Genomic DNA, 22,612 nt, shown 5'->3' with positions numbered 1-22,612 from the left:
ACTTTTGATGTGGTAGATCCCTCTAAATCCGTTAAGAAATTCAAAGGATGGGTACATTTGATCAGGTAATTGTAAGCAGACAGAGGTGCATTACCCATAGACTAACTAATCTCAGCAGAGATTCGTTCAACATAGCATTCATATTCAGTTTTACAGACAACACGAATGCTTAGTTATTTGTGTGACGTTTTTCTTTTTATTCTACTACTTCAAACTCGGTTCCTGCCCAAATTTCATGGCTTACATCACAGTAGGCACATACTTCAATCAGATTTGTTGTAATGTCAATTGCTCCGACATTCTTAATTATCAATTTACTGTCCCTCTTGAACTTTGCACTGAGTGCTGTTCCATATCCACCATATATTTTTCCTGTTTTTCTATCAACTACGACTCCACTTTGACAAGGCGAACCACAACCCCAAGTCACTAATGTATATTGTCCGGCGAAGTTTATCCCATTGGCGCATTCGTTTTTAATTCGAGTTACGAATTTTTTTGAGCCCGGGTCGGTCGAAAAATCAGGGTCAGCTAATTTTCCTTTGTATATGTCCGCTGGATAGTCTTTGAAAGAAGTTTGGGGTTGGTACTTTTTGTAGATTCTCAAATTATCGTAGTCAATATTTTCTCCGATAATTACGTCATTCCGATACCCAATCAGAATCTCAAAAGTCGGAAAGTTGTCAACTTCATTTTCATTCACAACTTTAACCTTAGCGAGTTTGTCTCCAAGGATCAAGTAGTCATTTGTATTTAGCAACGTGTCGAGTTCATTTTTCTTTATTTGAATTTCTGTCGTTGAAGAATTGGAACTATTCAATTCTTCCTTTTCTAATTTGGGTTGACAAGACAGAATTAAATGACACGTCAAACATATAAGTAGTCTATTCATTTTAAATACAGCACAACGTCCAATTGTTCATCCGTAAGCCTGACTTTTCGTTTCTATAAAGACATCTCATCACACTAGTCCTTGCAAACAGCTCGATTATCTTATGGGTGATCGTGTTTGTGTGGACTAGCATAACACTAGTTGAAATATACTTAGATTATCTTGAAGGTACAAGTCTCTTATATGCCAGCAGCGAAACGTATCAGCAAGTGACAAGGTTCGGATGGAGCGATTCATCGACTGCCCCAAAGGGATGACTATGCCAAAGGAGGCCAAACGGCAAATCCTGTTCTGACGAATCGGAACAATACCATACCACACCGGATGAGACTCAAATTGGAACAAATGACTGGTGCTTAACAAATTTCAACACTAACTCGTCAATATTCCAGCCGACTCCTGGAGAAAAAATGACTTACTCTTAGGCGGAATACCTTTATAGACAGTGCATTCCCATCAGCGGATACCCATTAACTCCAGACAGAGATTAAGCCTTACAGGCCACACGAATGTTTTATTAGTAACACTATAAAATTTCGCGTGATCACAACTTAAAAGGAACGACTATACTCACCTTACCGAAAAAGTTAAAAGGCTGTAGTTCCACATACTCTTCCCTACCTAATCTATTAAGATAACCTTCTATTCCCATCGATGATCCAATTTCCAAGTGATCACTAAGCTTTACATTAATTCCCACTTCAACACCGGATTTAAACTTAACATCTTTCTCTGGCAACAAAATCACCGCACCGGCATAACCTGACACGGAAAAATTTGAGATCAACCATTTCTGCACCCCGATATGCGCTCCATACATTTGGAACTCATACGTTGGCTGAAGGCTGGCATAATCCGCAGCCATATTATCTTTTTGCAGGTAAATGAATTTCGGTGTGATTTTAAGCTGTTGATATAACAAGTCACCGAAAACACTATAGCCTCCCCATTTTTTGCTAATTCCCACAAGGACACTATACCCAACCCTGTCAAAATACAATTTCCTTTTATTTTCCTGATCAACAATGAGTAGATCATCGTCAGGTGAGGGTCTGATGATGGCATATGTGAATGTTGGACCAAACCCGAAACGTAAGTGCCAAGTATCATCGTTTTCTTGGGTTGTAATAACAGTGGTATCTACAGGAATTTCCACCGGATACAGCCGCCTAAAAATGATCTCATTGTTAATTTCAAGAACAGATTTTAGCGAGTTTAACAGGGCAGGAGCAAATGCATAACCTCTTTTACTACTGTGATCAGGCACTTCGGCAATTTCTTCAGATAGAGAAATATCCTCTTCGTTTGTTTCCAAACCTTTTTGTATATCGCTATTGCGGTCCCTTGATCGGTTAACTTCAGAATCAACCCTACCATCTTGATTTAAATCAATTGCTATTTTTAGATCAATTTTGTCAACTGCATCAGACCTCAACTTGCTTTTCATCATTATAGGAGTAACTGCTTCATTCTCTGTGTCAATACAACCCTCCAAAATCATTGCACTGGAAGCATCTACCATTATTTTATATTCATGGGCAGTTATTTCATAATTTTCCACAAAAACCTGTTCACTGGAGTGTATACTATTACTATCCTTAGTTCTGAAGGGTTTATCTCTAATCCCCTCTTTTGCATCGAATTGTATCAAGTCTTCCATTCCCGGATTTGCATATATTACTTTTTGAATCTTTAATGACAAGTTTGCCTCTCTGCCCAAAAATTTCGGCCATACACATAGAATAAATGCCAAAATGATTACGACTCCTCGTTTTATTCCTCCACGCCTTCTTCGTTCTGATTCAAGCGACTTAGAAATCCGGCTCCATCCCTCCTCGGGTGGCACAACCTGCAAAGTTTTAAGCCTTTCGGATAGTATCTTCATAAAGCTGGCCTTCATTTAGACTATGATGCAATTCTTTCAATTTTTCACGTAAAAGCGCTTTGCACTTAGATAATTGAGACTTGGAAGTACCTTCAGCTATTTCAAGTATTTTTCCTATCTCCTTGTGTGTGTACCCCTCAACCTCATAAAGGTTGAATACCATCCTATACCCTTCGGGCAACTGCTGCAGTAAGTGCAATATGTATTGATCCGTAAGGTTATCAAGTATCTGTGTATAACTATGATCCTCAGTATCCATATCTTCATTCAAAGAATAGTTAGCTTCATGCCGTTTAGTTTTATGATAGTTATTAATAGCTGTATTTACAGCTATTTGTTTCATCCAGCCCATGAGGGTTTCCGGGTCTTTAAGGCTTCCGATTTTTGTAAAGATCTTCACAAATGACTCCTGAAATACATCTTCAGCCTCTTTTCTATTTCTACAGTAACGAGAACAAATTCCCATCAATAATGATGAATATTTTTCATATAAATACCTTTGTGCTTTGGGATTTTCGGCTTTACATCCGGTCACAAGCTCATAATCATTGTTGAAGCTCATAGAGGTAAAAGATGTTCCACAAATGTTCTTTTGCGGAACATCTATCTGTCAGATTTAGCTAAAGGTTAAATATTACTATTGGACGTTATGGCATAAAGATCACGAGGACATCAGCAGTATTCGAACAGTTGCCTTGCCCATCACATATTCTGTAGGAAAAAACATCTGTTTCAAGCGCGCCAGCCGGATTAGCTATATAAAGAATTGTGCCGCTACTACCATTTACGTAAGCCTCCCCCTTTGCAGGCTGTTGGACTATCTCTATCTCTAAGGAAGTAATATCCTCTCCGCACAGATAATCATTTTCTACAACAGGGATGTCTATACTACCTGAACTTAAAAAAAGGTCTATGGCATCATTTTCTGCTAATAATGAGCATGAATAATTGAGAATAACAGTTGCGGGCGCAAGATAAACTCCTGACAATGTACTTATGGTATATACAAGTGTATCAAAAGTACTTCCTGGAGTAAACCTAACCATCCCATCTACAATTTCTGTTGTACCCGAGCCGTTTCCTAAATTCGTTATTGTAAGTGTGCTCAAATCAATTTCACCAGCGCAGATATTGTCATTCGCCAAAACATCGATGAGTGTCACTGCTCCGGGTTGAACATCTATTTGGTCATCAGCTAGAGATGAACAAACCCTATGTTTAATATTGACTGTTGCAGTATCAGATGCACCGGTGCTTAATTCATAGGAATACGTAAATAAATCTCCTTGTGTTCCATAAGAAACCCCTGGTTGATATTCAAAAAATATCAGCCCATCTGCTGAAGACTTCAATTCAACTACACCTGAAGAAGGTGATTCCACTATTGTAATAGCGCCTGCATCTATTGATTCGTCACATATATTATCATTATCCAGAGCAAATATTAAACCTACTCCGCCTTCACTTACTTCCCCTTCATCATCAGCCAGTATAGGTATACAGGTCGACCCTTGATATCTTATTGTAACAACAGCAGTATCGATCTGCCCTAAAGTGGTTGCAACTTCATAAGAAATAAGATCTATCTCCATACCAAAATTAGCGCCTGGAGTATATAGAATACCACCACCCTCTACAACTGCCGTTCCAAAAGACGCAGAACTAACTACCGCTAAGCTTGAGGGATCAATATCTCCTTTGCGGCATGCAAGGCTGTCATTGTCTGTTACTGGAATAAAAATGGCTTCTCTGAGCAATAATGTCTCTACAAAATCATCTTGCGCAAAGTCACAAGGAAAGTTGGGTTTTTCTCCTTCAAAAGGATCACAAGCCTGACCAATGAAAGTAGCCACACCTATAAAAAGTGTATGCCAAATTAGATCTGTCTTTTTCATAATTTCTTTAAAATTTGATTTGATGTGCAGACAGGAGAAGTTCCCAAAGGGTTGCCTAAGAAATTTTTTATTTCAAATAAAGACGTGTAAAACTCATTGCAAAATTGCATTCACATCAATTGTTCAGAAAAAAAACATCTGAAGCCAGAATGAGTATATAAGATGTATCTGCCTTTGATCGTAAGACAATAATTGTCAAAGATCTTTCATAAACTTCTACTTTTTTTGAGATGTGTTGGTAAGACAGGAAATTCATTAAAGCCTTCATATTCATGTATTTTAATAATGTGAGGATTGGCTATGGGCATCATAGCATCAGGAAATTTCTTAAAATAAGTAAGGGGATTTCGATCCAATATGACTACATAATGGTTGTAAGAAACTCTATGTGTCTTTATGAAAGTATTCCCGCCCAGGAGCGGTATGAACTCCCAAAAAGCGCAGCGTAGGTTTTATAATAACAAGCCATCCCATATTAATACATTAAAATTCATTATCAATCGAAATATCTTTATTATAGGATATTGCACTTAGATGCGCATCTCTGTCCTAATGCCTTCTGATGGTTAAACGAATGCCGTCAGGAATACCCGAGCGCAAAATTGAAAGCTTCTCGTTATAATGTCCTGCTATTTGTTTAATGATCCCTATTCCAAGTGAGATCATCTGCCGTGATGAAGTATAGTCTATCTGCACCTCATCATGTCTGATTCGTTGAATAACCAATTTCGGTGGTTTAGAGCCAGGATTAGCCACTCTAACTGTTCTATGAATGGTAGATTCCACATGCTCTAATAAGTCCAGGCTGCTCCACTCAGGCCTTATTGAGGCTTTAAATGTATTCATTAGATTGGGGGCGATGAACCTTCCAAACTCCTCAAGCGCCACCTCCCGACAAATATCTAATTTTGCACAAGCAACATCCAATAATGCTGTGATTGTCTCATCAGGATGATACTTTGTTGCATCAAAAAATTTACCATCTTGCCCTGCTTCAATATAAATACTTTTAAGGCCTTCGGCAGTAGTAAGCGTTGCTAAAAATTTTCGTAATTGAAGGTGTATAATACCGTGCATTAAATTTTATTATTAATTCAAAACAGTTACTTTCCTGGTCTGGTAAGGTCATTTTATGGTTTACTAATATCATAATCTGTCAGTTTTCCAAAGAATAAATGCCCCCACGAATGATTAATGTATAAAAGTATTCCGGCCCCAACTTACCAATTATCTCAGCGTCACATCGTTCATAAGCCTGGGAAAGGCGTTTCACATCCTCATAAGATACTGTATTCTTCAGTGACCTTTTCTTCATAACTTAAATGGATAAATGAATTGATTTACTATGTATTTATGAAAAGCAGCATGTGAAACCACGCTATACTTCAGCACTGCCACCTATCGTACCTACGAATGACAGCCCCAGGATCATCTTCAACTCTATTTCCGAAAAGCCCAGTTTCCCGGCTATCAGACAGCACATCTTATACTCGTCCTGCGTCAGGTAATTGTCAATAATTGCCAGATCAAGAATATCAATTAACAGTTCCTCCTTTTCTTCCTCCCCTTCCGGGATACTAAGTGTGCAATTGTGCTTTTCTAACATTTCATTGAGTGCATCATCAGAAATGCCACATTTAATCGCCGCACTGCGTAAAAATGTCTTCTCTTCATAGCTAATAGCTCCATCAGAGGTGGCCAAAGCGATTAAATTCTTTAGCCTCAATATATCGCTCCAGTTTTTTTCAATACTCATAAACCAAGTATTTATGAACAAGCAATTCTTTTATAATATTTATGCCCAGTAAGACTTTCCTACAAGCAGAAAGCGTGAGTAATCTTCCATCTGAAATTCCATAACTTGATAGAAGTTATGAGTTTAGTAAAATTAACACCTCTACACTGTAAGCTTCCGGAAAATTTGCTCATTATCAGGTGATTTTTGTTTATCATCCAAAAACCCCTGATGCGTGTTTGGTTTGTCTTGAAAGCGCTTACAGATCATACAAAACTCCATTTATCAGACTAAATCCCGCTCGTTAGCTAGTACTTTAAAACCACCTGTGATTTTCATACAAACAATGTTTATATGAAAAATTTATCGCCTTTCGCACCCCCTTGGGTTACCTGGGGAAAAGAATTCGAAGCGATCGTTCTGATGCTCACCCACAGGGGATTTACCACTCTTCATTACCAATGAGTATAAATTTGCAAGTTTTCTTAAAGCCGCTTGAAGCTTCTTACAAGGACTATTGGTAAGGACCTCACCAAAAAAATGGCAGCATTAATCCTGAATACATCTTATTGAGTATCCTCCTCTTTTTACCGAACCACCAATACTTGCTTCCGAAGAACTTGAATATAGGGGAACGTCATAATTGCCATACAAGGAAGGACTTGATGACCAAAAAATAGTATAGATCCCCATATTAATAAACCGTGCATCTCCGGTATACCTGGAACCAGCCCCAAGAGCGGTAAAGCCACTTGTATTATCAGCTTCAGTATTTCCACTATTCCAATGATCATAACCAGCCTCTTTCATTTTACCCCCTGCAACCTCTTTGCCTCCTAAGCTTTCAAAAAGACTTTCCCAGTCTTCCTTGGTTGGAACATGCCAGCCGTCAGGGCATACCTCACCATTTGTAACTACATATCCATTATATAGGGCTCCGTAAGGATCTTCGTATGCCGTCTGGTCGTTGTCATAATAGCACATAGCTCCGGTAGTAAGCTCATACCACGTTGTTTGATCTGTAACAACAGGTATTGCATCCCCATTTTGATACCTGGTTACCTTTAAGTTTTCACTCATCCAGTTTTGCGTACCAATTACTACAGTGCTGTAAATATTCCCATCTGCATCCTCAACCGTACCGGTGGTGGAAATCATAGTAGCAAATGACAGCTCTTCTCCATAGGCTGTACCTACATTATTCGTTGCATATGCTCTAAGAAAGTAGGTTGTGCCAGGGGTTAGTCCGGTTAATATTCTGTAATAGGTCCCGTTTCCCCCGCCATCTGCAGTTTTGTAATCGTCTATGGTGGGAGTCGGAGTTGTACTCCAACATAATCCCCTGGCCAATATTGTGGCGCCTCCATCTGAAGTAATATTTCCCCCTGCTTCAGCAGTAACGTTAGTAATATTGTAAATGGATGTTGTTGTTACTTCAGGTAAGGTAGTGACCACAAAATCAGACTCGGACTCAGTTGTAAGGCCGTTGCTGGTGACCGTTAAGAAACCTGTAGTAGCCCCTGATGGAACTATTGCAGTTAGTAAGGTGATCGAAGAAGTAATTACCTCTGCCGCAACATTGTTGAATTGTACAATATTGTCCTGAGCATTTGAGCTGAAATTATTACCCAAAATCGTAACCTCAGCACCCTCCGGACCCATTACAGGTGAAAAAGACTCGATGATGGGAGAGCTGATAACAGTAAAATAATCCTGCGATTCTGCTGTAAGACCATTGCATGTAATACCAATACTCCCTGTTGTTGCTCCAACTGGCACTGTGACCTTGAGAGAAGAGGCCGTAGCCTCGACAACATCTGCTAAGACCCCATTGAACTTTACCTCATTGTCCTGAGCATTTGAACTGAAATTATTACCCAAAATCGTAACCTCTGTACCCTCCGGACCTATTACAGGTGAAAAAGACTCAATGACGGGGGTATTGATAATGGTAAAATGATCCTGCGATTCTGCTGTAAGGCCATTGCAAGTAATGCTAATACTCCCTGTTGTTGCTCCAACTGGCACTGTGACCTTCAGAGAAGAGGCCTCAGCCTCGACAACATCTGCTAGCACCCCATTGAACTTTACCTCATTGGCCTGAGCATTTGAACTAAAATTATTACCCAAAATCGTAATCTCCGCACCCTCCGGTCCTATAGCAGGTGAAAAAGACTCGATGACGGGGGAACTGATAACGGTAAAATGATCCTGCGATTCTGCTGTAAGGCCATTGCAAGTAATGCTAATGCTCCCTGTTGTTGCTCCAACAGGCACTGTGACCTTCAAAGCAGAGGGCGCAGCCTGAACGACATCTGCCAATACCCCGTTGAACTTTACTTCAATATTTTGAGGACAAAAATTACTGCCTGCTATTGTAACTTCTGTTCCTGCTGTTCCTTTTTCCGGCAAGAAAGATTGAATTATTGGCGCATAAATAACCTTAAAACTATCACTGGAGACCGTTGTTTGTTGATTATGAGTAACTGACAGTAACCCTGTTTCAGCGCTATCGGGCACCTTCACAGTAAGCCTGGAAGAAGAAGCATCCGTCACTTCGGCAATAATATCACCAATACTCACTATATTCCTGGAAGGAACATTGCCAAAATTCTTTCCAATAATTACAAATGTTGACCCCTCGACCCCCTGTTTCGGCTCAAAGTCCTGAATTATCGGGGAGGGCATTTGTTCGTCATCCCTACAGGAAAATAACAGAAGAAAACATGCTAATAGAAAATATATTTGTTTTAGTCTCATCTTAATCATTAAACTTAGTTAGTGTCTGTAAGAAAACTCTTGTCGTCATCGCGCCTGCCCAGGGCTTGCCACGGGGAGGAATCGAAGCGATCCCCTCTTAATACACGCCAAAGGAGGGGGGATTGCCGCACTTCGTTCGCAATGACGATAAGTCGTGAGTTTTTTTAGAGGCACTGGTTAGAAGGATATAACTGCCCACTTAAGTTCTTTTTTCAAAAAGAGTTTAGAGCAGGCCATAGTTATTAACGAGCTCCATAAAACAAGAACTGTGACCATGGCACTGCTTCCTAACCCAAACTTACATTTGTTTCTCTCTTAAGCATGAACCCCAAAAGCCAGGTAATCAGACGGTTGCAACATATATTAGATTCAAGATAAAATCCTTTATCTTATTATTTCCGATACTTGTATACTTTTCGGAATTTCATTGACTATTGATTTTATATTCTTGACTTTTGAAACGTCTTCATGATTATTGCCAGAGCGCTTTCGCTGCCCCGTTAAAATCCCAAAGCATGATCTGGTATAATTCTCCCATTAATATGGAAAGTAAAACTGTTTTTACTTGTGCCATTAATCCCAACATCACGAACACGCGATACCTCCCATGGTTTTCCCCATACAAATGCACCCACATGATAAACTGTAAGCACCCCACTATAAGCCCTACCATGATCCAGCCATAAATTGTTCCTCCACTATTGAGCAACAGAAGTGCAACAATAAATACACCTACTATTATATCTGTCGTTAGGTGTGCATACTTCAATCTATTTTCGGATGAAGGTTCACCTCTTTTTACAATGCTCCGAGCAAATATGCCGTATAGTTGCCCGCTTCCATATTCCGACATTTGCTGCAGAAAAACACTGCACAACACAGAGCATATAACTCCAATCAAACCCAGTGAGAATTGTAAAATGATATCAGACATAAAACGCTGGATTACTCTGCTACACCTTTAAAAACCATCAGTATCCAAACAAACCAGGTCAACATAAAAAAAACAAAGACTATTACCCCTGTTAAAAACTTAGTATCTGATTTCATCATCTAAAATTTTCTTAAGCCAAACAATTATATTTCAAAGTTATAATCCCATCGCCTGAGGAACAGGTAATATTTTCTCTTTCTCAGGTAATTTATATTTACCAGCAACAAAAGCTTATTGCCCTCAACCGATTGGTTAAGCTGCGAAGATTTTTCTTTGCTTTCCTACCATTCCCTTGTCATAATTAATTCTTCTATATCAGCATCTTCAAACCCATATACGGCGGCAACAAATTTAAAATCTGCACCAATAGATTCTCTCGCTACCGTTTCAAGTTCGGAACCATGTTCATAGAACTCCTCTTGTAAGTCATTGAATTCCTTTGTAGCTACATGCGTCAATACATACAAGTCTTTCAAATCATTAGGTGCCTGCTGTTCAATTTGCAAACAAAGATCCAAAAGAATTATCTTCCCTTTGTCTACAAGGTGTTTGGGGAAATAATCATCGTCATACATGTGCTTTATAAATACATGCCTCCCAACTGCGCTATTAATAGGGCCACTGTTATCTTTTATCATTTTTTATCGAGGTTAAAAATCAGTCACTACTTTTTCTTCTTTTTCTTCTTGTATGCCCACTCATAGCCGAATCTTAAGTTAAGCTTATCCAGGTAGTAAGTAGTTTCAGAAAAGTTGTGAACATTGTAAAGTAGTTGTATATAACCCTTGCAGCTCTTAAAGACGCTAAAATCCTTCTTAATCCCAACTAAAGTACTCCATCACCATTGCCTTTGGCCCTGGAGTTTCTTCATTCAATAATAAAGGTGGACTTTACAATGCCTTCTTCTTTACAAAAAAGCGTGTTGGCCTTGCCAGACACTCCTGCCACTTGGCATAAAGCCTGCGCATTTCTTGCTCATTATATCTTTTCATGCAGGAAGTAATTTCTGGAAATTTAGGTTTAACAGAGGGATACATTTCAACGCCAACTCTGCAAAACCCGATTTCCCAGCTACCAAAGGACCCATTTCGTTCCCACTCGGATTAAAGCAACAATTTACCTCGTTTATGCTCATCATAGCAACGATTTCCTTGCCCGCTATTACTATATCTCCTTAAAACAATTGGGAATCTTCTCACCCTCTGATTCCCAATCGTCTTTTTAAAATTAATAATGCATGCTCTAATTCACCTTGAATGCTGCATTGGTCAATCTGTTCACCCTGTCGTATTGATAATTATAGAATGCAGACTTACCTGATCCGGTCAGACTTTCAATATAGGGAGTGGTAAATTGTTGGCTACTAATGTTGCCATTGAATTGCGGTACATTTGCCAAACCATTGCTGGTATCATAGAAATATTTGAGATTCAAAAGGTTTTGATAGTCAATGCTGGTCAACCACCCACGAATATTAAATTCATTGTTAACAGTTTGTAAAAAGTTGACACCGTTGTCTTCAGAATGCATATTCTTTTTTACTACCTGCCCAAGTTCATTGTAAACAACGTTCTCAACCAGTATTTCTTTCCCAAAAGAAATAGATGCAAGTGTAGTAGCTTTTTTGGTAGTACCAGGATAGGTAGCCACATCTACTAACAGATCAGAGTCAGAGGTAACGGTAGAAGTATAAACTACTGCTCCATTGACCTCGTAGGTTATGGTCGTTCCTGTCCGCCTGATAACGAACTCATCTGTTGCTTTCCTGCTTGAGAATGAAGCTTTAAACGAACCATTTTCCAAAACATAATAAATTGCATTTCCGTTTGCGTCAGGTCTCACATAAAAGGCGTAGTCTATTGTATTATAATGAGCATCCACATTACTGTCACTCAACCCGGCTACGATGTACTGATCCGTTTTCGGAAAAATAAATTTCACCCAACCGTCTGATCCTGCCGCCAGTTTCTCTTCTGAAGCCGCGCCGGAGGTTCCCCAACCGCTCGTTGATGTTTCATTTCTATTAAGTACTCCGGGATTATCAGCATAAGTATTAACCAAATCCACCCATGTTGGGGTACATAATTTACTAAAAACGCTGGTGACGCGCTTTGCATGATCGTATTCGGTCCTTCCTTGGCTGGTGATATAAGCCCCCTCCTGATAGTTTTCATTATGGGTGGCTACGCTTTTCAGCACGTTGCCTGTAAAGTCGAATTGAAATGAAGTTCTATCTATACCTTTCATGATATTATCACTCACTCTTTGCACAACCCGATGAAATTCATCAACATAATTTACGGCTTTAACAAAATCATTGCTAGCCAGAACGCGGGATATGGAGGCCGTTGTTTTGCCCATAACCTGAGTATTATAGCTATTCAGATCTAGAGTGGGCTCGGCCTTGAATTGATACGCCTCCCCCCAGGTATTGACAATATCATAACTATCATAATAGGTGACAGTAAAAACTTGGTTGATATCCGTTAATACCGGGTAAGTATCATTACTATAGCCATAGTAAACTGCTTCTGTATGATAATGTTCATGAAAATCGTTGGATAATTGATAAAAATCATCCACGGCAGTCTGGACGTCCTCTCTTGTACCAGAAACTACTACTTCGCCTTCAAGTATCGCCCTGCTTAGTTGATCGTACTTGGTAAAAGTCCATCTATTATTTTTACGCTGATTCCCATCCTGGGCCAAAACCAGCCTGTCGAGTGGATCATACACCATATAAAATGGATCCTGACCTGGTATTCTTTTCTCTACAATTCTGCTGCGATTGTCATATTTGTAGCTATATATCTGCGATTGCGCAATGATGTCCTGTGCTACAATCAACAATGAGAAGGCCGTGCACAAAAGCGCTTTATTAATTAAGCAATTAGTTTTCATATTTAAATAGTTTTGAAACAAAAATCAGTTAGCAACTTTTGGTGGTATTACATATAGTAACTGGCCCAAATCGTTAAAGACAAAGTACGTATCCAGATAATCCCCGGCACCTAGCACCCTTCTTTTTAGAACGGTGTTTCCTTCTCTGTTGCTGAATTCCAGACTTACATTACCATCCTCGCTCTCCACCTCTACCACGTTCAGTACTCCCTCCTCATAGGTTTCAGTAGATGACGGCACATCGTTTGTTACTGTCCATATCTTTACATTATCTGTCGAGGTGTTTGTTCTATAAGTTGTCTTTACCGTATTTCCCGTCCCAATTTGCCAGTTCTCACCAACCTCACCGACTTCTAATACCCGATCTAACGGAGATGCTTCAAACACTTTTTGAGCATAAGGAACTGAGGTGTTGGGAATATTGTCATTTTCACCCTGATAAAACTGATATAATTCATTATTTACATCGGTCATATCAATATATTTATACAAACCGTCTGTTGAGTTTCGGACAAAAGGAAGATATTGCTTCTCTTCTCTGCCAAACGCCCCATAATCTTGTACTGCAACTATATCCTTTTTCATAGGTGAAGCCTGCTTACTGATAGTCTGGATAGGACGCCCGATACCATCGAAATATTGCCGTGACACCGATACATCTTCTATCGGGGATGACTTAAGGGTAGTTACATCCTTTATTCCCTCAATTTGTGCGGCATAAGTAGTAACCGAGTTTACATCAGCACGTGTATCAATATTAATTTCATTTGAAAGCAGCCTGGTGGGGTTTGATCCTTTGGTAACAGCAGATGCCATATATATGCCCGACTCATCTACAGTGATAGTTGGGCCGGTTTCCCCCGAAATTAATACCCCATCCTTGTACCATTCATAGGGTTGATTAGGATCAAAGTCGTAGTAATTCTCGATTTTAATAGTCGCATTAAGGATCAGTGGATGATCAGTGGCCATATACGACACCTGCAAGTCTGAGCCAAAGACAATAAAGTAAGTCCCTATACTACTCCTTTGTGTACCTGCTTTAAAGGTGGGCGTAATGGTGTACAACCCCGGTTCTTTTAAACCGTTGTAGCACGCAGATGTTTGGTTTGATAGGATCCTTCCGTTCTTCTTCCACTCTATTGACTCAATGTACGTATCTACATTACTGGTATAGCAAAGGTTAACCGAAGATTTTCCCTCGCCCAGTATCACTTTACTTCCATGCACATAATCACCACCATTAACAGTGAACTTCTGTTCAAACGGTGCTATGTAGATCATACCCAGTACACCTTGATTCTGTGTTCCTGCTGAATTAAAATCCATCAGGTAGTATCTGCCCGGCTTGTAAGCCTCCAGCTCAGTGCTGCCGCTTACTACTTTTCTGCCACTGTACGTACTGATCCACCATGGGTTTGTGGCATCTGTGCACGTATGAGACAGGGTATGCGTCATACCGGGAATATTGGTAGATATTCCAGATGTCATTACAGCGCAACCGGTTTGTTCAGAACCTATCAGCACGGTAGATGTCACCACCTCAGCAACTTGAAGACCTACTTCGTATTTGACCCGCGCGTATATTCGCTGGCCCTCTGTGTTAGCGACATAAGTATTTCCTGTACCAACCAAGGTATAGTTATCGTGCGTTCCACTGTACCACCTTACGGATTGAAAGGGAAAGTTGCTGAAAATGCTCAATGTTGAGTTAACGGGTATATTACCGGTAGTTCCGTTGGAGTGAATATACTGTACCAATCTGGGCAGGTAATAAGATCCTATTTTTTTATTACGGTCTTCACCAAAATTGGGATCATACTTTCTGCCGTAAAGGAAATAATATCCTGCGCGAGCATCGTTGAAAGTAACAGCAGCGTTAGCATTCTCTGTTGTTCCGTTATAGGTAGTTTTCGGCGACTTCCAAAAAAGATCAAGATAAGGGGGATCGTACCCTGCGCACGCACCGGCAAGCCCTAGCTCAACAGCCATTCCAGGGATAGCCACTGTTACTCCGTTTGTTACAGAAATGCAATCGTTCTGATCAATAAAAATGCTATTGGTAGAAACATAACTGGTGTAGCCGTCATGTTCAAATGTTACGCGGGCATACCATTTACCTCCCTGGTAAGCTATAACAGAGGTTAATCCATCAAAGCTATTATCCTGCATCACATCGTTATTATACCACCTGATTTCCGTTATGTAAGGCTGTGCTGCCGGATTGTAAGTCAAATTGATGGTTGAACCGTAAGCATCACCCGTTGAAGATAACTGCAAACCATGCCCAGGCAAGTAAGTACTTCCTGCCGTCATTGTTTCATCCTCAGGGTTACAGCTTCCGTTGGGCTCTCCATTTTCACAGTAGCACTTACTGCAAGGGTCAGGTATGTACCGAACATCTAATTGATACCAACCGGGTGCCTCAGCCACCACTGTGGCTGGTGCATCTCCCCCTCCGCCACTTCCGCTGGGGGTTGTCCAATAGGTATCTAATATCTGGCCATCAGGGCGCGTACAATCGCTGTAGACAGACCAGTTTTGCCGGATAGTGGTGGGTATTCCCGGTATGTACACACCAGGCCCGCTCTCTTTTACGACACATGCTGCAGGAGATTCAGGAGGATTAGCAACCCAAATTTGTCCGGTTGCAACTTTGTAAGAGTACTTACCCTCATAATAATATGTAACCTTTGCCATATAATATTTACCCCCTACTAATGGAGTATACGTATTTCCATCGAATTGATTAAACAGAAATATCCAACTGGTGCCATCCTTCCTGTACCAGGATATCGAGTAGATCATAGAACTGGCGTTGCTGTTAACCTTCAGCGTTACATCAGGTGCATATAAAAATCCATTGTTTACCTTCACCAGGCTTTGGCTTAGCGGAGTGACATAGTAGCTCCCTGTTTGCGCCCATTTATCCTCAGGGTTACAACTTTCTGGTGGAACTCCATTTTGGCAAGGGCACACTTTACACTGATCTGGAATATAATTAAGCCATGTCTTATACGTACCGCCTTTATCGGAAGTAATATAATTTGTATTGCCTTTACTGCCACCATAAGTTCCATCAGGAAAGCGCCAGTCATGATTTAATTCCTGTCCATAATCATAAAAATCACTAGGATAAGGGCAACTGTTCCAATTTACTTTCAGCTTAAAGTTTAGTCCTGGGATAGCGATATTAGGCCCTGAATAATATTGTATACAGGCTGTTTGCGCGCTCAAAAAACTTATCGAGCAGACAAACATTACCAATGTTAATAAATGTTTAACTTTCATTTTCTTGTGTGTTTTGATGAATTACTCCGGGTGGGAACTTACTCTTTGGTAACTTCCTCCCTGAGTTTATATTCCACTGATGATACTATATCTTTATTTTGATTTCTGATGGTAACCAATCTTCCAAACTCATCATATTCATAGTAAATGGTTTGATGATTAGGATTGGTCGAAGAAGTAATTCCCATTCCTGGTTCATACGTATAAGTAGTCACCAAGCTGTGTTCAGGGTATACACGAATTTCATCAATACGTTCTGCACCTAGCTCATTAATAGTTGCAACATAGGGCACATCTGCCTTGAGCATCCACTCTCCGCTCAGGTAGTACCAGTAGCTCATTAGATAAGTCTGCCCATCTGCAGGCGGAGTGAAGGAAAGCGTATGGCTTCCAGATGAGAGGTACCGGTTGCCCGCCCTGGCACCAGAGGCATCCAGAGTGGCTCCCTCAGTTTCCTCAAAGGATTCATAAAACAATTGCTCCTGACGGGCGTTTACTGCACTCACAACAGGCAATGTCTCGTTATATCCCCACAAATAGCTTATGGGTGCCTCATCTTTAATCGCGTAAGTCATTAGTTGGTTGTATTGATTGTATTGGTCAAATACCTGTACGGTCTCCAGCATACTATCAAAACGCTGATAGCGGTTTGCTGTACTATATGTTTCACCGGAAGGCACACTGGCCACGGCTACTGAATCCAACTGTAGATGGCCGTACACATTTTTGCTAAAGTAGCGCATGGTACCGCCTACCAATAAAGTTTCTCCATCAGGGCCAAGTCGGTAATAGATGGTAGCTATCGGAGACCACATTTTTATACTATTCATATCAGAAAGCACCGAGGCATTATAAGAAATACCTGTTGTACTAAAATCGTAAGGGTACCAGTACTCTTTTACCAACGGGTGATACAAATTCTCCCCAAGCACAACCGACTTTTTATCAGATTTAATGTACTCCTTCTTCACATGGTTATAAGAAGTATAGTAGGTCTTCTGCTTGCTTTCAAAAGGTTGCGATGCTAATGGCTGGTTGCCATACTGATAAGTGATAACACTGTCCACTTTTGGCGCCTCTACAATGGCCACATAAGACCTACGGGCTGCATAGAGTGTAAACGGGCGGTCTGTTTTATCTTCAAAATTGGACGGTTCCTGATCCGCAGGGTTATTAGCTTCATTAAAAGCAATTGGATCAGTATACAGGTTGGGGGTTAGTGTCAAAATCTTGTGCTTAATACTGGAATTAATGTTAAGCCCGGAATACTTCGTTATATCCTCCCTAACTAGTTGGTTAGTCTCATTAAACGTTTTCATCGCATACACTAATCCATGCAAATGATCCATGCTGATAATGGGAGTAATCTCGTCATTATAAGTATAATCCGGTGTAATCCAGTTTGTTCCTATAGATGCTAGTATATTTTCCCCTAATTGATCGGGATAATCGGCCGGAGTGGTCATATAGTACTCTGTTTTTCCTCTGTTGCTTCCTTCATAAATCTCCTGAACCGTCACTTTGCTATACCCGATCTCTCCACCCTTTGTCGAATGAATCATAAAAGGGTTATTAGACATATTTACCGGACGGAAGTTAAGTGGCTCCATAGTGTGTTGTTTAGAGAACAAAGGCTTAAAAGGTTGATAATTAGCCTCATAAGTGTATTGGGTTTTTAACTCTTTCAAATCAGTAGGATAATGAGGTTTAGCTGTTAATTCTTTTACTCTTAGTCCGCCAATATCATTTCCCTGATTATCTTTATTTAATTCATATTCAATTTCAAATGCACCACTCTCGGGTAAGACAAAGTGCTTTAAATTCCCTATACGAGCTCTTTGCAGGCTGGGAGAACGATCTGCTCCACCTCCGGCACGATAGTAGCCATAGTTGGGTACATCCCAACCGAAAAGGTGATAAGGATAACTTGTAGCGTCCCAGGAATTGCCATGAGACAAAGCTGGCTGTGTTGAGCCGTCAAATGCAGTATAGGTAATCTGGGGGATTCCTGACGAGCATCCGTTTTCGTTAAAATAGCCCCATGCATCCTGTTGAGGTGAAAATTTTCTAGGGAGAATTCCCCTATAATACTCAAATTCATAAGGTGGGTAAGTATTGCCGTTACTACCAACCTGCTCAATACGCGTCAGAAAAAGACGAGCAAACTGTGAGGGAAGCATCCTGGTATAAAATGTAACTGAGTCCAGATGTTGATCATGCAAGAATTCAAACTCAGTCATTGCTACTATTTCACGATCAGCCCCTCTATCCAAAGATTCATACCCGAGCAAGTACATCCTTTCATCCCATGAACCTGTCTTTGCCTTTTTTACATCATAGGTAAATTTCAGTTCCTTGACCTTTTGACCATTCTGGAACAACTTAATTCCGTCCAGATATTTCGCACCCGGGGTTTCCGGATGTTCGGTATTAGCCTCAAAAACCAACCGATCTCCTGTAGAACTTTCAATTCGCTCCAGTTGTACCAACTCATGCTTCAGGTAGCTCACAGATAAGCTGGTCGATATACGCTTCGGAGGTAGCCACGCCTTTGCCCAGTTTCCACTTGATGTGAAATAACTACGACCATTAAGCGACACTTCTTTAAAATTCGATATTGACACACTCTCGGAATAGCTTTGTTGAGTAACAGCTACATCGGGCTCTTTTCTGTATACAAAATCTATAAAATCATTATCTGCCAATCGTTCGATCTTCGTAAGGTACCAAGCTGTAGTATGCATATCGCTCGTGGGCGAGAGTACATTTTTATCAATAGCATGCTCTTTGTGCAAATGCGTTTTTAAGTGCATTTCTTTGTAATAATATTCGTAAGGAGCCAGATTAGATATGGTGCTAAAGCCGATATCCGGATTACAATCAGAACCTATATCTTCACACAAAAGATACGGCTGATTATTTTCCTGAACTCTTATATAGTCAAGTCTGGTTTGATTAAAAATCTTCACAGGATCCAGGCTGTTTTTTGCCAGTTGGCCTACGCTTGTCCGGGAGCCATAGGACTGGAGATCAAAAGATGAAGTATTTGATAAACTCCAACTTACTTCCAGAGCTTTGGAATCAACAGTACCAGCAAATGTGTATTTACATCCCTCATCAGTCGTTACTTCAAAACCAATAATAGAGTGTTCCGGAAGTACATTTCGCTCAGAAAGAAAAAAGGGAGTTACATCCAGCCCGGGAATCTCAGGAGTCACGTGAATACTACCATCGGCATCAAATACAAAAGTCCCTGAAATTCCTCCATTTCCCTGGCACGAGGGAATGAAAAACTGAAACAAATCCGGTTCGGAATCCACCACGTACGTCTCAGGGTCGATAATCTGATCAGTTGATAAATCTGCATCAGGGTACTTTGTACCGTAGATGTCTGCCTTGCGCATATATTCTGCACGCAGGCTGCCAGCCATATTTTCCCAGTTTTTTAACGTATTGCCCGCCCCTCTGATGTAGCCCGTAAGCTGAGCAGTGGCCATATAGTAATCTGCTTCTACCCTTATATTTGATACTAGCTCATCGGCTCCGCCTCTGACAGTCCGGCTGATGGCACCGGTTCTCAGGGCAAACCCCTGCCCCACGGGCCCTGCGTACTGATCAAGCTTAATGCCGGACGAATATGACAATTCAAGACCGTAAGAAATGTTTCTGCCTTTTAGGCTTAACAAGGGTATATTTAGGTTGAACTTCCCGGTGTAATGATCAACATCACTTTTATATTCACTGGTGATACCGGCCGCGGTGGGTGATGGAAAAGACTGCCACTTATACTCCTTCGCATAGGTTCTCTGGATTTCTGTAAATCGCTGTGCCAGCAATGACGTGCTTTGTAAGACAGCAAGAACCAACACCAGGCTTAAGCCAAGGATTTTCTTTGGGGGTACTTCTGGATATTTCATTGTAATTACAGTTGTTTTTAACATTGTTAAGCTTAGCTAAGATCTTTCTTAGCTTATTTATTTGTGATTCGAAATTAGTATCGAACCAAATGACACTCCGGTAATAATCTCCTTCATTCATGTAAATTTGTAGTCAGCAAACTTCTGTAACAGGAAAAGCGTAGAAGCCGGAGCAGTTTCGTAGAAATCAAGTTGTCCATAATTGGATATTCATCATTAAAGACTGCCTAATAAACTTATGTGCTGAAGGATTTGGTCCAACCGGCTATACGCGGCAGGGCACATTTCAAACCAATATCATTTCCTTTCCTCGGTTGATCTAAAAAATCAGTGGAATAGAATCAACTGGAGCACTAATTCCTCCATAGCTATAGGCCTGAGTAAGATGACACAGTATCGCGCACTGTACCTTCCACGAAGCATTACAATGAGTCATCGTGCGACATCTGGTTAGCTAAACGCTAGATACCAAGGTTGACGTATCCGCATATCACAATAATTATCGATCTTATCGGAATGTTCAGGCTCTGAATCACAGGTACTTTGCCGATCTGTATATTTTCAATTGCACCAATCTCACACCTCCTGTTAGTATTATCTATAGTCAGCCAGTCCAGCCATGTTTCGCGATCAGTATAAATAATTAGCAGCGCTATAAATAATCCGCTGCACGCGCTGGCCAATAGATGCCAGTCCGTACTGAAAAAATACCCCGTCCCGGTCTCCTCTTTAGGGAAAGAGCCTTCCGTACCTCTTCGCAAAGACACATACTCTAATATGCAATGAAGGGTGACTTCTATTAAACATATCGCTACCCCTGTGAAAATGGTCATCCAGACTCCCATAAATACTAATTGATATTACGGAGATCCCGTTTACTTGCGATTCTTTTTCTTAAGCCGTAGTTCGTAACCAAACCGCAGATTAATTTTGTCAAGATAAAATGGCAAATCATTAAAAGTGTATGCATTATAAAGTAATTGCACATACCCTTTACAGCTTTTAAAGGCGCTAAAATCCTTCTTAATCCCTACTAAAGTACTCCAGCCCCACTCTTTCTGTAATTCATCGGTTGCTGTTTGTTTTACCAGCAATGACGAAAACCCTCGGCCATACATACCATCACCAACCATTATCACGCTCAATCCCTTACTCCACTTATACTCTCCTATTCCCCTTAGGCCATGTCCTTCTTGTTTAGCCTCAGTTTCAAATTTATGGGTATCTACCGCCAGACGATAAGTCCAGGCCGCTCCGAAAATAATTCTTTTATTGACTTTATAGCTCATTGAAGGACTCATATCCAACCACAAAATGCCTGGCTTTTGTATCTGAAATGTAGCTGCCAGCACTATTCTTTCCAGCGCCGGTTCATCAGCAAGGCTATGAGGCCGTTTTTTTGAAACATCTTTCAAACTGGATAAGTCACTATATTTTGACTTCAGCTTCCTAACTCTGTTCATAGCCTCCTGAAGGGCCTCGTGTTTTCCATTAAAATGATCTATAGCCTGCTCCCTCACCTTATCTTTCATTACCTGCTGAAGCTCCTCTGAGTTTTTGGGTAGATCTACGCCCTCTACCCCTTGCAAATCCATACTTTCTGCTTCTCCTTTAAGCGCTTCAAACTCCTTGACTTCTTTTATTTCAATATTATCCTGCAGGTTCATTTCCAGCATCTGCACATCAGATAAGTCTGTAGCGGGTAGTTTTTTTATGCCATCCAGACTCGGAACATCAGCCGGGATTCCGTCAAGGCTTACATCATCCATCCCAATATCACCCAATACATTATCGTCTAAACCCATTTTATCCTTTACTTGTGATAATTCCGCCTGAGGCAGTTGACCCGATATTTCATCGGGTAGTTTGCCGGCAATTTCAGCATCCACCTGCCTGACTTCACTTTCCACCTTGTCAATCGGTGCTCCTGCCTTTTCCCTGGTGGCTCCTTCAATACTCATAAGACTGTCCTTTGCGCTCTGCACGTGGGAGTTTAAGTTTGCTTTCTCCTGTTGAAGGCTATCCACAGCGCCCGGCTTTTTTAACCGCGTGGAAATACTGTCGTTAATAGCTGTGTCTGTTCGAACCAAACTTGCAACAGAGTCTGCCTGAGTATGCAAATGTTGTACTAAAGACAAATTATCGTTAACCATTTGTGGTTTTTGCTGCGCTCGGGCTTTGATAGCAGCTATGGTAATGAATACAAATACAACGTACTTCAGTTTCGACATGAGAGTTCTTTATGAATTTCCAATTTCAAAGGCGCTTACGAGATAGCCAGTCACTGCGCTTTTTCAAACGTTTTTCTTGTGTAGAATCAGTGTTGGCTATCAAGTAAAAATTCGCCGCCCCTTAAAGGACCCGGAAACTACTTCCATAACCTCCAGGTCAGTTTTTAACTT

General features: G+C 40.7%; 15 protein-coding genes. All 15 read right to left on the bottom strand.

Annotated elements, in window-relative coordinates; all coding sequences use genetic code 11:
* Positions 1-196 precede the first annotated feature (196 nt).
* Positions 197-820 (bottom strand): hypothetical protein, encoded by a 624-nt coding sequence (locus C900_RS28935; protein WP_157494186.1) that lies wholly within the window; start codon positions 818-820, stop codon positions 197-199.
* Positions 821-1,436: 616 nt separating this feature from the next.
* Positions 1,437-2,777: a hypothetical protein gene (locus C900_RS24330; RefSeq protein ID WP_009583006.1), complete on the bottom strand. Its 1,341-nt coding sequence runs from the start codon at positions 2,775-2,777 to the stop codon at positions 1,437-1,439.
* Positions 2,752-3,339: an RNA polymerase sigma factor gene (locus C900_RS24325; protein WP_009583004.1), complete on the bottom strand. Its 588-nt coding sequence runs from the start codon at positions 3,337-3,339 to the stop codon at positions 2,752-2,754. Before C900_RS24325 ends, C900_RS24330 begins: the two co-directional genes overlap by 26 nt.
* 85 nt (positions 3,340-3,424) lie before the next feature.
* A complete protein-coding gene (locus tag C900_RS24320) occupies positions 3,425-4,672 on the bottom strand; it encodes an Ig-like domain-containing protein (RefSeq protein WP_009583002.1) in 1,248 nt (415 codons plus the stop codon).
* A 549-nt stretch (positions 4,673-5,221) separates the two neighbouring features.
* Positions 5,222-5,749: a heme NO-binding domain-containing protein gene (locus C900_RS28930; protein WP_009582998.1), complete on the bottom strand. Its 528-nt coding sequence runs from the start codon at positions 5,747-5,749 to the stop codon at positions 5,222-5,224.
* 79 nt (positions 5,750-5,828) lie between these two features.
* Positions 5,829-5,987 (bottom strand): hypothetical protein, encoded by a 159-nt coding sequence (locus C900_RS30100; RefSeq protein ID WP_009582997.1) that lies wholly within the window; start codon positions 5,985-5,987, stop codon positions 5,829-5,831.
* A gap of 63 nt (positions 5,988-6,050) precedes the next feature.
* The gene (locus C900_RS24310) at positions 6,051-6,428 is read right to left on the bottom strand and encodes a hypothetical protein (RefSeq protein WP_009582996.1); all 378 of its coding nucleotides are present in this window, start codon (positions 6,426-6,428) and stop codon (positions 6,051-6,053) included.
* Positions 6,429-6,956: 528 nt separating this feature from the next.
* Positions 6,957-9,167: an IPT/TIG domain-containing protein gene (locus C900_RS28925; RefSeq protein WP_009582994.1), complete on the bottom strand. Its 2,211-nt coding sequence runs from the start codon at positions 9,165-9,167 to the stop codon at positions 6,957-6,959.
* A 472-nt stretch (positions 9,168-9,639) separates the two neighbouring features.
* Positions 9,640-10,101: a hypothetical protein gene (locus tag C900_RS24300; protein ID WP_040497474.1), complete on the bottom strand. Its 462-nt coding sequence runs from the start codon at positions 10,099-10,101 to the stop codon at positions 9,640-9,642.
* A 281-nt stretch (positions 10,102-10,382) separates the two neighbouring features.
* Entirely contained in the window at positions 10,383-10,739 is a 357-nt protein-coding gene (locus C900_RS24295) for a DUF5713 family protein (protein ID WP_009582992.1), read from the bottom strand.
* 604 nt (positions 10,740-11,343) lie between these two features.
* On the bottom strand, positions 11,344-13,002 hold the full coding sequence (locus tag C900_RS24290) for a hypothetical protein (protein WP_040497473.1): 1,659 nt from the start codon (positions 13,000-13,002) through the stop codon (positions 11,344-11,346).
* Positions 13,003-13,026: 24 nt separating this feature from the next.
* Positions 13,027-16,293, bottom strand: coding sequence for a DUF6443 domain-containing protein (locus C900_RS24285; protein WP_009582989.1), 3,267 nt, complete (start codon positions 16,291-16,293; stop codon positions 13,027-13,029).
* A 38-nt stretch (positions 16,294-16,331) separates the two neighbouring features.
* A complete protein-coding gene (locus C900_RS24280; protein WP_040497472.1) occupies positions 16,332-20,210 on the bottom strand; it encodes an RHS repeat domain-containing protein in 3,879 nt (1,292 codons plus the stop codon).
* Positions 20,211-20,671: 461 nt separating this feature from the next.
* On the bottom strand, positions 20,672-21,055 hold the full coding sequence (locus C900_RS24275; protein WP_040497471.1) for a hypothetical protein: 384 nt from the start codon (positions 21,053-21,055) through the stop codon (positions 20,672-20,674).
* A 30-nt stretch (positions 21,056-21,085) separates the two neighbouring features.
* Positions 21,086-22,441 carry a hypothetical protein gene (locus C900_RS24270; RefSeq protein WP_040497470.1) on the bottom strand — a complete coding sequence of 452 codons (1,356 nt, stop codon included), beginning with the start codon at positions 22,439-22,441 and terminating at the stop codon, positions 21,086-21,088.
* Between the last annotated feature and the right edge of the window lie 171 nt (positions 22,442-22,612).

Source organism: Fulvivirga imtechensis AK7, assembly GCF_000331535.1.
In the GTDB taxonomy this organism is placed as follows: Bacteria; Bacteroidota; Bacteroidia; order Cytophagales; family Cyclobacteriaceae; genus Fulvivirga; species Fulvivirga imtechensis.
Note: the sequence above shows the minus strand (reverse complement) of the source record. Positions and strands in the feature narration are given on the sequence as shown.

Excerpts from the sequence above, each read along its gene's own strand:
- C900_RS30100 (WP_009582997.1), bottom strand. The coding sequence starts at position 5,987 with ATGAAGAAAAGGTCACTGAAGAATACAGTATCTTATGAGGATGTGAAA.
- C900_RS24320 (WP_009583002.1), bottom strand. The coding sequence starts at position 4,672 with ATGAAAAAGACAGATCTAATTTGGCATACACTTTTTATAGGTGTGGCT.
- C900_RS28930 (WP_009582998.1), bottom strand. The coding sequence starts at position 5,749 with ATGCACGGTATTATACACCTTCAATTACGAAAATTTTTAGCAACGCTT.
- C900_RS24325 (WP_009583004.1), bottom strand. The coding sequence starts at position 3,339 with ATGAGCTTCAACAATGATTATGAGCTTGTGACCGGATGTAAAGCCGAA.
- C900_RS24310 (WP_009582996.1), bottom strand. The coding sequence starts at position 6,428 with ATGAGTATTGAAAAAAACTGGAGCGATATATTGAGGCTAAAGAATTTA.
- C900_RS24300 (WP_040497474.1), bottom strand. The coding sequence starts at position 10,101 with ATGTCTGATATCATTTTACAATTCTCACTGGGTTTGATTGGAGTTATA.
- C900_RS24275 (WP_040497471.1), bottom strand. The coding sequence starts at position 21,055 with ATGGGAGTCTGGATGACCATTTTCACAGGGGTAGCGATATGTTTAATA.
- C900_RS24290 (WP_040497473.1), bottom strand. The coding sequence starts at position 13,002 with ATGAAAACTAATTGCTTAATTAATAAAGCGCTTTTGTGCACGGCCTTC.
- C900_RS24270 (WP_040497470.1), bottom strand. The coding sequence starts at position 22,441 with ATGTCGAAACTGAAGTACGTTGTATTTGTATTCATTACCATAGCTGCT.
- C900_RS24330 (WP_009583006.1), bottom strand. The coding sequence starts at position 2,777 with ATGAAGATACTATCCGAAAGGCTTAAAACTTTGCAGGTTGTGCCACCC.
- C900_RS24295 (WP_009582992.1), bottom strand. The coding sequence starts at position 10,739 with ATGATAAAAGATAACAGTGGCCCTATTAATAGCGCAGTTGGGAGGCAT.
- C900_RS24280 (WP_040497472.1), bottom strand. The coding sequence starts at position 20,210 with ATGAAATATCCAGAAGTACCCCCAAAGAAAATCCTTGGCTTAAGCCTG.
- C900_RS24285 (WP_009582989.1), bottom strand. The coding sequence starts at position 16,293 with ATGAAAGTTAAACATTTATTAACATTGGTAATGTTTGTCTGCTCGATA.
- C900_RS28925 (WP_009582994.1), bottom strand. The coding sequence starts at position 9,167 with ATGAGACTAAAACAAATATATTTTCTATTAGCATGTTTTCTTCTGTTA.